The 11,693-nt window shown below is 33.3% G+C and carries 13 protein-coding genes, 2 tRNA genes and 1 pseudogene; 10 read left to right on the top strand and 6 right to left on the bottom strand.

Annotation, left to right across the window (positions count from 1 at the left end):
• Nucleotides 1-11 precede the first annotated feature (11 nt).
• Nucleotides 12-694: pseudogene (locus ACTJIP_RS22830) on the top strand (MBL fold metallo-hydrolase).
• A 96-nt stretch (nt 695-790) separates the two neighbouring features.
• On the opposite strand, the gene ACTJIP_RS22825 reads toward ACTJIP_RS22830, so the two are convergent.
• Nucleotides 791-864 (bottom strand) — tRNA-Arg (locus ACTJIP_RS22825).
• A 32-nt stretch (nt 865-896) separates the two neighbouring features.
• A tRNA-Pro gene (locus ACTJIP_RS22820) sits at nt 897-971 on the bottom strand.
• A gap of 257 nt (nt 972-1,228) precedes the next feature.
• Between ACTJIP_RS22820 and ACTJIP_RS22815 the strand changes: the two genes are divergently transcribed.
• The 7 genes from ACTJIP_RS22815 to ACTJIP_RS22785 all read left to right on the top strand — a co-directional run bounded on the left by ACTJIP_RS22815 (nt 1,229) and on the right by ACTJIP_RS22785 (nt 4,904).
• Nucleotides 1,229-1,528, top strand: coding sequence for a hypothetical protein (locus ACTJIP_RS22815; RefSeq protein ID WP_440705129.1), 300 nt, complete (start codon nt 1,229-1,231; stop codon nt 1,526-1,528).
• 147 nt (nt 1,529-1,675) lie between these two features.
• Nucleotides 1,676-2,125, top strand: a complete 450-nt coding sequence (locus ACTJIP_RS22810) for a hypothetical protein (protein ID WP_139348502.1) — start codon at nt 1,676-1,678, stop codon at nt 2,123-2,125.
• A gap of 5 nt (nt 2,126-2,130) precedes the next feature.
• Nucleotides 2,131-2,547, top strand: a complete 417-nt coding sequence (locus ACTJIP_RS22805; protein ID WP_175627224.1) for a hypothetical protein — start codon at nt 2,131-2,133, stop codon at nt 2,545-2,547.
• Nucleotides 2,531-2,866: a hypothetical protein gene (locus tag ACTJIP_RS22800; RefSeq protein WP_077415784.1), complete on the top strand. Its 336-nt coding sequence runs from the start codon at nt 2,531-2,533 to the stop codon at nt 2,864-2,866. Before ACTJIP_RS22805 ends, ACTJIP_RS22800 begins: the two co-directional genes overlap by 17 nt.
• Before the next feature lie 45 nt (nt 2,867-2,911).
• Nucleotides 2,912-3,550 carry a hypothetical protein gene (locus ACTJIP_RS22795; protein ID WP_077415783.1) on the top strand — a complete coding sequence of 213 codons (639 nt, stop codon included), beginning with the start codon at nt 2,912-2,914 and terminating at the stop codon, nt 3,548-3,550.
• 339 nt (nt 3,551-3,889) lie between these two features.
• Entirely contained in the window at nt 3,890-4,234 is a 345-nt protein-coding gene (locus tag ACTJIP_RS22790) for a hypothetical protein (protein WP_440705128.1), read from the top strand.
• Nucleotides 4,235-4,379: 145 nt separating this feature from the next.
• On the top strand, nt 4,380-4,904 hold the full coding sequence (locus tag ACTJIP_RS22785; protein WP_440705127.1) for a thermonuclease family protein: 525 nt from the start codon (nt 4,380-4,382) through the stop codon (nt 4,902-4,904).
• An 87-nt stretch (nt 4,905-4,991) separates the two neighbouring features.
• Here ACTJIP_RS22785 and ACTJIP_RS22780 read toward each other — a convergent pair whose 3' ends face one another.
• Genes ACTJIP_RS22780 through ACTJIP_RS22770 form a run of 3 tightly spaced genes read right to left on the bottom strand, consistent with a single transcriptional unit; the run spans nt 4,992 to nt 7,946 of the window.
• A complete protein-coding gene (locus ACTJIP_RS22780) occupies nt 4,992-5,777 on the bottom strand; it encodes an ABC transporter permease (protein ID WP_440705126.1) in 786 nt (261 codons plus the stop codon).
• On the bottom strand, nt 5,770-6,672 hold the full coding sequence (locus ACTJIP_RS22775; protein WP_180565292.1) for an ABC transporter ATP-binding protein: 903 nt from the start codon (nt 6,670-6,672) through the stop codon (nt 5,770-5,772). Before ACTJIP_RS22775 ends, ACTJIP_RS22780 begins: the two co-directional genes overlap by 8 nt.
• The gene (locus ACTJIP_RS22770; RefSeq protein WP_077415773.1) at nt 6,672-7,946 is read right to left on the bottom strand and encodes an erythromycin esterase family protein; all 1,275 of its coding nucleotides are present in this window, start codon (nt 7,944-7,946) and stop codon (nt 6,672-6,674) included. Before ACTJIP_RS22770 ends, ACTJIP_RS22775 begins: the two co-directional genes overlap by 1 nt.
• A gap of 466 nt (nt 7,947-8,412) precedes the next feature.
• Between ACTJIP_RS22770 and ACTJIP_RS22765 the strand changes: the two genes are divergently transcribed.
• Together ACTJIP_RS22765 and ACTJIP_RS22760 are read left to right on the top strand one after the other, a co-directional pair.
• Nucleotides 8,413-9,000 (top strand): Crp/Fnr family transcriptional regulator, encoded by a 588-nt coding sequence (locus tag ACTJIP_RS22765; protein ID WP_077415771.1) that lies wholly within the window; start codon nt 8,413-8,415, stop codon nt 8,998-9,000.
• Nucleotides 9,001-9,054: 54 nt separating this feature from the next.
• Nucleotides 9,055-9,738, top strand: coding sequence for an MBL fold metallo-hydrolase (locus ACTJIP_RS22760; protein WP_428168123.1), 684 nt, complete (start codon nt 9,055-9,057; stop codon nt 9,736-9,738).
• A 686-nt stretch (nt 9,739-10,424) separates the two neighbouring features.
• Here the strand turns inward: ACTJIP_RS22760 and ACTJIP_RS22755 are convergent.
• On the bottom strand, nt 10,425-11,429 hold the full coding sequence (locus ACTJIP_RS22755; protein ID WP_219072315.1) for a helix-turn-helix domain-containing protein: 1,005 nt from the start codon (nt 11,427-11,429) through the stop codon (nt 10,425-10,427).
• Nucleotides 11,430-11,693 lie beyond the last annotated feature (264 nt).

Below are 11,693 nucleotides of genomic sequence, written 5' to 3'. Positions count from 1 at the left end.
CAAAAAAAACGATGTTACGTCAAATTGCTCCCGAAGTGTTCCAGATTTCAGTGATGCCACGAAACAGTATCAACTGCTATATTATCGAAGGTGTATTGGTAGACTCCGGAATATGAAGTTCGTATACCACTGTAAAGAAATCTCTCAAGAAAATCCCCGTTTATCAACATATACTGACGCATGCGCATGCAGATCACCAGGGCTGCAGCGATCAGATATGTGCTGAGTTCGAGATACCCTTACTCTGCATCCCGACGAAGTTTTTAGGACCGAAACGGGTATGGTAACCAACGACTATCCAACTCCGCAACATTGGGTAGCAAAGCTTCAGCAAAAATACTGGGCAGGTCAGGGACATAAAGTCGAACGGACAATCGTTGAAAACGATAGAATCGAAAACTTTCGGGTAATAGAGACACCCGGACATTCGGCAGGTCATATTTCTTTATTCCGTGAGCGAGATGGTGTACTGATAATAGGAGATGTGGCGACAAATATGAACTTGCTCACGACAGCGACCGGTCTGTGGCTTCCGCCAAATATATTCACCTCGGATCAGCAGCTCAACATCAAATCGCTCCAGAAGTTAGCAAAACTGAACCCAGCCATTATCTGCTTCGGTCATGGACCGGTCATGAGAAATACGGATCGGAAGTTTGAGCAATTTGTGGCTAAATGCAGCGCGGCTATTTAAAGATAGATATTGCTAAATGTCCTAATAGTAAAATTTGGGTCAAGATTTTTATGGGTATAAAAAAAGAGACAACTATCAAATAGTTGTCTCTTTAAGTGAGCGCGAAAGGATTCGAACCTTTGACCGTCTGCTTAGAAGGCAGATGCTCTATCCAGCTGAGCTACGCACCCATTAAGTAATTTTGAGAAAACTACTAAAACAGTCGGGGCGGCAGGATTCGAACCTGCGACCTCCTGGTCCCAAACCAGGCGCGATGACCGGACTACGCTACGCCCCGAGGGTGTCATCAGTAACGATATTTACTTCGTTTTTGCGGTTGCAAAGGTATAATATTTTTTCAAATAAAAAAATAAAATGAAGAATAATTTTCAATTAAATTTTTGTAAAAACTTTTTAATTACCTTTACCCTGTTAATAACCATTGACTTATATTGTTTTAAAAATGATGAAAAAATTTTCATTTTTTTTCTCCTTTATTTCATTTTTAAGATGTGAACCGTTTGTTTATGGTAGTTCGTTTTAAAATAAGAGGAAATGAAAAAAGAAGAATTTTATAAAATATATATTCCCGTATTGGAAAAGACTTTTCAAAATGATTCCAATAATTGGGGGTTTTATGTGAAATCTCCGGAGAATTATCTAGATGATGAACTGACTGATAAAATTGAACAGTATTTAGAAGAACATGAAGATGTATTTCTTGAAAAAATCGCCTATTATTTTGATGCAAAATCCCACAATTATCCTTCAGTTCAAAATGTTCTTATTGACTTATATAAAGCAGATCTGATAGATGAAATGTCACTGATTAAAAAGAAATTTTCAATACACTGAACAGAAAATTATACAATGAGTTCTAAAAATGTAAATCTAAAAACCGGATATGTTTTTTTTCTGCTAAACTGTCTTTTGATTATATTGTTTTCCTGTTGTAAAAATCAGGAATTTGTAACCCATAAAATCGCCAATATATCCCTTAGTTTGCCCCAATCATTTATAGTTAAGAAAGAACCTGCCGAAGATTCTCAGGTGTTTAGTATCAACACACGGAATAAGCACATTGGATATATTTATTATGGTGATTATAAGCCTTTTGAAGAGGATAATTATATGGTTGTTGCAGAGCCTGAAATTTTTGAAAAATTTAAGAACAATGTAGAACTGAATGCTTATTTGTCTGATAATTCCGATAGGGATTATAGAAACGGGATCTATAACGTTAATTATTATTACTACGATACCATCAATCGGCACAGGGCTCAGATTATGATGCCTAAGAAAATGGATAAAGGATTTATCGGAATCCATTTTGACAGTGTAGATGTCCACAAAAATAAAATGGCAATTATTGTCAATGATTTGAGTGAAGAGAATAAAGAACTGTTTTTAAAAGTCTTTAAAACTATTAAAATCAATTCTGTACAACATTAATATTGGTGAAAAAAAGCGAAATGATTATTACTCAATTATATATACTTTACTGGTATGACGATATTATAACATCAGTTACTTTATTTGAAAATGATATTTATATTTTTAATTGTATTCAAAAAGATTTTAATAATGGAGAAAAAACATATTACTGTGTAAAAATAGATGAAGTATCGTCTCAGCAGATTCGATATGTAATAGAGAAAAAGAAACTCACTACAAATGATTGGAACATTGTTAATCTGATTTTTGAAAAGAATAATAAAAATGATCATGTTTTTTTATTGAAAACAGAATCATTATTCATTGGCTCTGATATTATTTTTAGGAAAATAAGAAATTCGGATATCAGATCTATTAAGCTTCCTTTTGATATTTCAACTTTATATACTGATCAAAATAATAATGAAGGATATATTTGAGTTTACAATTTTATTTCATGAAAATCTGTCGGAGAGTATCATCGACGGTTTTATTGCTTTTATAGAAAATAAATCAGTGTCTTGGGGAGGTGGTTATTCTGAAAATCAAATAAATGGAGGGTTATATACTGATGAGAGTAAAGACATTAATATCAATGATTTTATAAAAGAATTTTTCACATTTTTTTTACATCTGGAAATTAAAATTAATGAAATTGAGGTCAATATTGAAGATTTTTACTTTCACTCTTTTGAATATGATGATTTTAAGAAGACCCATTCATCAGTGCCGATACATATTGGTTATTGGGAAGTATAATTGTTGCTACCAAAAGGGTTTGCAGAAAAATTCCATTAAATTTTTATGAAGAAATATAAAGATATCAATGCTTATTACCTGTCAAGTTTTTTTAAGCATAGTGAATTGAAGTACGAAAGTTTCTGGTTGTTTTATAATCGCGAAGATGAAATTCAAATGGGGAATTTTTTTCCTGATCAAAAAGTTTATTCGTTTTTATGGGAATATGCAAATACAGATATTTTAATAAAAATTGATGAGTGGAAAAGGGCGTTCAGGAGAAATGATATTGAGATCTTACAGGAAGCGAAGCTGCATATTCAGAACTACCTATCAACTGATAGAAAAGTGTATCTAGATTGCCTTGAAACGGATCTTGTTACTGCTGATGAAAAATTTAATCATCTCACAGCGTATGATACTGGGCAGCGTTTTGTTCAAATTGTGACAGATGAAAATATATCTTTTGCTGATTTCGATTTGGCCTTTCTGGAATTAGCAAATAGAGTTGATAAATTTAGAGCATTTATCAAGATTTTATATGGAGAAGGAATTCATGCATTAATCTTAAATGGCTATCACCATCGGCGTGAATTAATTAAAATATGTATTGTTAGGAGTAGTGAAGGCTTTTTAAAAACAGCAGAAACTTTACCTTTGAATATTTTTGAAAACACCTATGTAGCGATGCCGTTTAACTGGTGAAAATTGAAATTCTGATTACTATAAAATTTACCTCTGATGATGAGTGTTTTACCTTTTAGAGAGGATGCTTGTGGTATTTTATTCTTTATAACTATTATCTTTGCCCCACGAAACATTAATGCTGCTGTACGTACTTTTTCCGATATTTCTATTCTCACAGACTACCGGAAAAGTAATCAAAATTTCAGAGGGAGATAACCTTTATTGTTTAAAAGACAATCATCAAAAAAGCTAAGACTGGCTGAAGTCGATTGTCCAGAAAAATAGGCAGTGATTTGGGGTTTCATTGTCAAGAACCGAAACAAGGTTTGTTAAAGAGGTTACAAAAAGTTCGAAATAATGAGTAGAAATAAAAATTTATTAATGATTTTAATCGTTGCTGCATTAGTCTTTTTATATAAATTGATATTTTCGTCAAAAGACAAAGGTAGTTTTTTAGATGAAATTAGAGATAAGGAAATAAAATCAAGAGTTAGCAAAAAGTATGTAAATCATGAAAATCACAATATACCATTCTTGGTGTATGGCAATAAAGATAGTATAGTGGTTTATAGAGACTGGTGGGATAAGGTTTCTGTTGGAGATTCGATATTAAAACCAAAAGGCTCTTTAGAGGTAGTTATTAAAAATTCTGATAAAATTGAAAGATTTGATTATGAAGATAAATTTGGTTTAGATAAATAATAATTTCTTGTTTAATATTCCGCTCCACAAAGTCTCCCAACTTTGAGGTGAAAAAAAATCAAATAACTTAATTCAATATTAAAAAAACCTCGCAAAACGCGAGGTTTTTTAATTTGTAATGACGACTAATCCCTATATTTGCCGAATGAAACGATTAATGTTGGCGTACCTGCTTTTCCCTGTATTCCTATTCTCACAGACTACCGGAAAAGTGATCAAAATTTCAGACGGAGATACCATTACTTTACTGTTAAAAGGGAACCAGCAAAAAAAACTCAGACTGGCTGAAGTCGATTGTCCTGAAAGTGGACAGGCATTTGGGAAAAATGCAAAACAGTTTACTTCTGCCCAGGTATTTGGGAAAACAGTAAGCTTTGTTGAGACGAACACGGACCGTTATGGGAGATCTATTGCAAAGGTTTATTATGATGACGGCAAATACCTTTCCAAAGAACTTATCAAAGCAGGAATGGGATGGTGGTATTTTACTTACTCCAAAGATGCTTCTTTAGGTAAAATTCAGGAAAATGCACAATATAGAAAAGTTGGTCTCTGGCAGGATGTAAATGCTGTTGCACCCTGGGATTACCGTAAAATGAAGCGTGAGCTTAGAAATAATAAGAAAATCGAGGCCGCTAAAACTAGTGTAAAAATAAAAGGAGTAGCATAAGCCTTTGTTGGAACGGCTGAAGCTGGAAATTAATTAATATGTAGGCTGACAGTAACTCCCATCTTCAAGCTCCCTGCTTCCAACATTTTATCTATCCCCTTTCTTCCTTACAAAAAGATAAAAACTCGCAGCCATGAAGATAAAAACGGCGGCGATATTACAGTAATCTATTCTTTCAAAAGCGATATTTTCACTCATGAAGTTATCCATTGATTTGTAGCCTCCGGTATAAATCAAAAAATCAGAGAATTTTTTCTGATAGATAATCGTCGTGAAAAGTAGCATGAATACACCAAAACCGATAGGGTAAATGAAGTTTTTAAAAAGAAGACTCAAAGTTAGCTGCACCATGGCAATAGCAGAAAGAGTAATGAAGAATTTCACAAAGACATAAAATATCACTTCTCTGAAGTCATAATTCTGGAAGCCCAGCTGTGGAAAAGCAATACTTAGCAAATATCCGCTTAACAATAAAGCCAGATAAGAGAAAAGCACTGAGAAAAAAACAGTGATCTGGATGAATATAGCTTTCGAGAAAAATATTTTAGTCTTGGAAACCGGAAGCGTGAAGAGAATTTTATAATTATTATTTCTGTATTCCACATCGCAGCAGGCATGCACAAAAAGAGAAACGAGTATAGGAAACAACAGATAAAAAAACATAAATACGATTTTTCCCAATGAAGCTTTCCATGGATTTATTGTTCCCTCAGATTCTTCTATTCCGGAGCGGAGTACATCATAAACCATATACAGATCAACCGCGAAGATAATCAGGACAGGAACGAGCAGAATTCCGAAAATTTCTTTGTTTTTGGAAAGTTTATACTGTTCGGATGAAAATGCCTTTAAAAAAGTATTAGTATTAGTCATGGTTTTTAGAAATTAAATTAATGAAGATCTGCTCAAGATTGGTGCTTTGAGACTCTATGTCATAAATCTCAATTCCATTTTGGATTAACATGGTAAGAAGACCATTGAATTTTTTGTCATCATTGATTTTCACTGAAATTTTGTTCATATTATTCAGTGTTGCGGAATAAGTGTCTTGGAGTAGAGATAATGCTTTTTCAACAGGATTGACTTTTAAAACAACTTCTTTTTCGACTTTGCTTAAAAGTTCGTTCTTTGTTCCCTGGAAAATTATTTGCCCGCCTTCAATAATTCCGATATGGGTAGCTGTTTTTTCAAGCTCACTCAAAATATGGCTCGAAAGGAAAATGGTTTTCCCTTGTTCATTCAGATGCTGGAAGAGTTTTCTCATTTCAAAAATTCCCTGAGGATCAAGCCCGTTGAGAGGTTCATCCAGAATCAGAAGTTTGGGATCGTGAAAAATGGCCATTGCAATTCCCAGGCGCTGCTTCATTCCCATGGATAGAGCTGTCACCTTTTTTTTCTTCTCGTTATGCAGATCTACCAGTTCCAGAACTTCATCAATTCTTTTGTTTCCTTTGCCATAGATAATATCCAGGTATTTTAGGTTTTCAAAAACAGTAAGTTTTGTATAAAAACAAGGGGATTCAATCAGGTTTCCTGTACTGGCAAGAATCTCTGTCCGGTTCTGTTGTAAACTTTTATTTTGAATGAAAATATTGTCGGCCGATGATTCCAGAAGCCCTAAAAGAAGTTTAATCGTAGTCGATTTTCCCGCTCCGTTCCTTCCAAGATAGCCATAAACACTGCCTTCAGGAATATTGAGATTGATATTGTTCAGAATGGTTTTAGAACCTATGGTATAACTGAGGTTTTTAGTAGTAATGCTTTCCATTATTCGTGAGAGGTTAAAAAAGTATTGGTGTCTATATAAAATATTCCGTCAAAAAACTGGCTCCAGATCTTTTTCTGATCTGTTCCCTGATTGATGGTGGATATAAACTCTTTCTTCAGTACAGAACTTTCCGGGGTACTTCTGAGATTGATAAAGAAATAAGGAGTCTTTGTTGCATGAAATGTATTTTCGATGGCGAGCTTTCCAGGCTTATCAATGGGAGTTCCGGTTTTATTGTATTTGGTATAGGATGAAAAATCAATCATATAAGAAGCCTTTCCGTATTTACTTTTGATATGAGCGCCCAGAGGTAAATAATTTTTGCTGTACCGGCTTGCAAAAGTATGAAGGTTTGAACACCACACAATGATTTTTTGTCCCTGATACACAGAATCAATCTGATAAATAAGGTTTTTAGCCATCAGAGAATCCCTGAACTGCATACTCTGCGTAGATCCTGCTTCATATTTCCATATTTTATCAAAATTGTTTCTCATATCATGTAAATACCGGGTATATATTCTGTTTTCAGGTGTTTTTTTCAGTTTTGAAACTATCTGTTCAAGTCGGCTTATTTCATTGAGAAAGTCCTTTTTCTGATTTCCGGATAAAATTTTTCCGGCAAACCCCTTGTACATAAAATTGGAAATCTGATTAAGGTTTTTGTTTAAAAGAGGAAATGGCTTAAGGTCAATCGAATTTTTGCTTAAAAAATCCTTCAAAAGCTTACTGCGTCTGTCATAAAGTTCCTCTCCGGAAAACTGTATATCAAACCCACCCAGTTTTATGGGGTGATTTGAAGCTTTCGTTTTCTGATAATAGCTGATCAGAGGCTGGGTCTCCCTGTTGTTCCACCAGAAATCGAAAAGTCCCATTCCTCCTATAGAAGCCGAAGGAATTTTCAGGCTGTGGTTTTTCATTTCCTCATTCATCATCCAGGTATCATACTGGCCGGCTTCATACAATACAACATGATACCCCAGATTCTCATGGAGATATTTGATGAGTCTGCTTTTGGCTTTCATGGTAGCGCCGTCATAATGAATGTTTTCTCCCAGCATTACAATCCTGTTGTCTTTGAGCACATAATCCAGAATCTTCAGGTCGCTGTTATCCGGATATTCCATAGAAATACTTTTTATAGGGTGTTTATACCGCTGGACATCGTTCAGGAGTTCCTGTTTTTCTTTTTCAGGGATATCTTTAAAAACAATTTTATTCAGGATTAAAACTGCAATTACAGAAACTATAAAAGTGTAAAGTATTTTTTTCATCCATTCAAAATTATACAGTTACTAAATGCCTTATTTAATTTTAAATTTAATAAAAAATAAAAGCTTTTTATGAAAACTATTTATCATTTAGTCGAAAATGATGCCAAGGGAAAAATAATGTCAATTCGTCATGTTTTTCCTGATGTTGGGAAATACCTTAGTGGTAAGGATAAAAACTGTCTCAAAAATAGCTGCACGTTTAGCTGGTAGTTTCACTGTTTTTTAGATAAGAATAAATGCTTATAAACCTGAAATTTCAATTTTTATTAAGAGAATTCCAGATCCTTTATTGCTCATATACCATATCTTTACTCAGACTTAAGCAGAACAAAAAAGCTGCAACTTTTTTTGAATATACAATAACCGTTCGTTTTGAATATACAATAATTCTTAGATTTGGATGCTGGATTTGATATGTAATCCATAGATGGTTAAAAAGAAATAAAAGGCTGAAAAAGATTGAGAAATGACTGACATATTTGAAAATTATCTATCCTCTACAGGAGAACTATCAGCTGGGGAAATCAACTTTTCTGCTCAGTTCTTCAAATCTGTCCGCTTAAAAAAAGGTGATTTTTTTATTCGCGAAGATGAATCCTGCCGTTATGTTGGATTTATAGTTAGTGGTGCTGTAAAAGCATACGCTATCGACAAAGAAGGAAAAGAAAATATAACCTGCTTTAAATTTGAAAATGAATTTGTCACCTCGTTTTCAGAGTTTATAACCCGGGAAAAATCCAGAAGGAGTATCAGAGCTATAGAAGATAGCATAATCTATAGGATAAATTATCCGGACTATCAGCATCTGCTTTGTCAGGTGGCTGCCTGGAATAGTGTTATAAAATCGGTGATGGAGCAGGAGTACAACCAAAAGGAACGTTATCTGCTGAACTACAATAATAGGTCCGCTCTGGATAAGTACCGTCATGTATTGTCTAACGAACCGAAGCTCGTTCAGCGCGTAACGACACAGGATCTTGCATCATATCTGGGTATCACGCAGCGATCACTTACACGCGCGAAAGGACAAATACACAGACCCAGTGTATTATAGGACAAATGTCCTTATGAAGTCCTTGTCAGCGAAGTAGATTTGCACAAAAAAACAATGTTACGTCAAATTGCTCCTGAAGTGTTCCAGATTTCACTGATGCCCCGAAATAGTATCAACTGTTATATTATCGAAGGCGTATTGGTAGACTCCGGAATACGTAGTTCATATACCAATGTAAAAAAAACTCTCCAGAAAATTCCTGTTTATCAACATGTACTGACACATGCGCATGCAGACCATCAGGGCTGTAGTGATCAGATTTGTGCTGAGTTTGAAATCCCTTTACTCTGTCATCCCGACGAAGTTTTTAGGACTGAAACGGGTATGGTGACCAACGATTACCCAACTCCACAACATTGGGTAGCAAAGTTGCAGCAAAAGTACTGGGCAGGTCAGGGACATAAAGTTGAACAGACAATCATTGAAAACGATAAGATCGGAAACTTTCGGGTAATTGAGACGCCCGGGCATTCAGCGGGTCATATTTCTTTATTCCGTGAGCGAGATGGTATACTGATCATCGGAGATGCGGCGGTAAATATGAACCTGCTTACGACAGCAACTGGTTTGCGGCTTCCGCCTAACATATTCACTTCGGATCAGCAACGAAACATTAAATCGCTCCAGAAGTTAGCAGAACTGAACCCTGCCATTATCTGTTTCGGTCATGGACCGATTATGCAAAATACCGATCGGAAGTTTGAACAATTTGTGGCTAAATGCAGTACGGCTATCTAAAGGTAGATCGTACTGTGATTGCGGTTTAAAAGAAGACGCATTTATTATATACATGGAACTAATATAAACAAAAAAGACTCACTGTTCAGTTCATCAATGAAAATTACTTCAACAGAAACATCAACAATGTAAAATCAAATATAATTTAAAATGCACAACGGGTATATGATATAGTCTGTTATTTGATGAATTAAACATAATGGGAGGTAGTTATAATATTACTCATGGAGGCTTTATTTTATCACCGGACGGTAAATGAAGCTGATTATCAAAATAATCCAGCGACTACAGGTGTTTTTATTGGTTCATTTGAGAATTCTAGTGGGGGATGTTATTGGGCCAGAAATATATAGAGAATCAATATTTTTGAGTTTATCAGAATATGATAAATGTATTTTTATTACATTCTGAGTATCATTTATAGAGGAATAAAATGGATATCTAGTGGCATCTTCTGAATTATTTAAAAAGGTCATAGTTGGTTCACTATTCTTATCAAAAGTATCAAGCTTCGCTTCTGATTCAACAGTCTTTCCGTGACCGAAGATGAGAAAATAGCATCCGTTAAAAGTAGATGTTTTTTGAAAAATAATTAATTTTAAATAAAGAAAAATTTATGATTAAGAAGTTTTAAAGAGATGGCCGTTTTACCTCATTTCCTGTAAAAACCATCTAGTAATAAATGATTAATCTATAGTGTCAACATTAAGATTTTTAATATATTCTGAAGGTGTAATTCCTTCAATTCTTTTGAAAGCTCTATTGAACGTAACTTGGTTGGAAAATCCTGAAGCGGTATAAATATACATAAAATTAACTTTATTCAAATCTTCTTCTTTAAGCATTTTTTTTACATTTTGTATTCTGCAGAAGTTTAAATAGTGAGTGTAATTGTCATAACCATTTAATTTTATTGCTGTTGATATATATATTACATTTGAATTAATAAGTGAAGATAAGTCTGATAAACTAAAATTCGAATTTGCAAAGTAACGTTCATCCTCAATGATTTTTTTAATACTAGCGTATAAAATCATATACTTTTCAATATCTTTATCTTCCTTTTTCTCGAGATCTAATGAATTGATATTGGGAAAACTATCTTTGTTTTCTAAGTTACCACTGCTATATTTTTCTTCACTTTCCTTTTTTTTTATCAAACGATTATAATGCATTAACAGTATTAGTATAAATAAATTTGAAAAAAATATAATCACTTCAGATGCTTTTCTTGATGATTCGGATACAAGTGTCAATTCATTGAAGTCATATATTTGATTTAATAAAAATATGGTAATAATTAATAGAGTTACATATATAGTATATATGTATACATATTTTTTTGAAAAAAATGTGTCAGCGGCCACAATTATTGGTAAAAACCACATTGAAACAAGTGTATTGTTTTTCCAGACATTAAGCATTATATAAGTAAGAAATATCGAAACAGAAATTATATAGATATGGACAATTTTATTGATATCATATTTTGGAAGAATAATTACCCAGGTATATAAAACAAGAAATAGAAATCCCAAAATATAATATGAGAAAAAAGTTGTTGAAGCAAAAAAGTATAAATAAATAGAATAAAAGCTTAAAACGATTGTTATTATCAAGACATATTTGGCTATAAGATCTCTTTTTAATTGATCACTCGTCATATTTTGGGTGTTCCTAACTAATTTCATTTAACTGACATTTTTCATTATAAGGATTATGATTTTACCATTTAAAAAAAACAATTGCTTTTTTAAATGATAATTTTTATAACAATTATCAAATATGTTTTTCAATCTTCTAAAGAAAATTCTGTTGGCAAAATAAACGAAAAAATAAATCAATTACTATTTGATTTCTATATCAAAACATTCGCGAGTGTTTAAACTAAAGTAAATTTTAATATTGTCTTCTTTAATGATCTTTATATCAAGACGTTAAGTGTTTTGATTACT

The sequence above is a fragment of the Chryseobacterium sp. 22543 genome, assembly GCF_052044565.1.
Lineage (GTDB): Bacteria > Bacteroidota > Bacteroidia > Flavobacteriales > Weeksellaceae > Chryseobacterium.
The sequence above is the reverse complement of the archived record's forward strand: the minus strand, read 5'-3'. Positions and strand labels throughout refer to the sequence as shown.

What these genes read in the sequence shown, in the direction of transcription:
- ACTJIP_RS22815 (WP_440705129.1), top strand. Translation starts at nt 1,229, where the DNA reads ATGAAAAAAGAAGAATTTTATAAAATATATATTCCCGTATTGGAAAAG.
- ACTJIP_RS22800 (WP_077415784.1), top strand. Translation starts at nt 2,531, where the DNA reads ATGAAGGATATATTTGAGTTTACAATTTTATTTCATGAAAATCTGTCG.
- ACTJIP_RS22795 (WP_077415783.1), top strand. Translation starts at nt 2,912, where the DNA reads ATGAAGAAATATAAAGATATCAATGCTTATTACCTGTCAAGTTTTTTT.
- ACTJIP_RS22790 (WP_440705128.1), top strand. Translation starts at nt 3,890, where the DNA reads ATGAGTAGAAATAAAAATTTATTAATGATTTTAATCGTTGCTGCATTA.
- ACTJIP_RS22785 (WP_440705127.1), top strand. Translation starts at nt 4,380, where the DNA reads ATGAAACGATTAATGTTGGCGTACCTGCTTTTCCCTGTATTCCTATTC.
- ACTJIP_RS22780 (WP_440705126.1), bottom strand. Translation starts at nt 5,777, where the DNA reads ATGACTAATACTAATACTTTTTTAAAGGCATTTTCATCCGAACAGTAT.
- ACTJIP_RS22775 (WP_180565292.1), bottom strand. Translation starts at nt 6,672, where the DNA reads ATGGAAAGCATTACTACTAAAAACCTCAGTTATACCATAGGTTCTAAA.
- ACTJIP_RS22770 (WP_077415773.1), bottom strand. Translation starts at nt 7,946, where the DNA reads ATGAAAAAAATACTTTACACTTTTATAGTTTCTGTAATTGCAGTTTTA.
- ACTJIP_RS22765 (WP_077415771.1), top strand. Translation starts at nt 8,413, where the DNA reads ATGACTGACATATTTGAAAATTATCTATCCTCTACAGGAGAACTATCA.
- ACTJIP_RS22760 (WP_428168123.1), top strand. Translation starts at nt 9,055, where the DNA reads ATGTTACGTCAAATTGCTCCTGAAGTGTTCCAGATTTCACTGATGCCC.
- ACTJIP_RS22755 (WP_219072315.1), bottom strand. Translation starts at nt 11,429, where the DNA reads ATGAAATTAGTTAGGAACACCCAAAATATGACGAGTGATCAATTAAAA.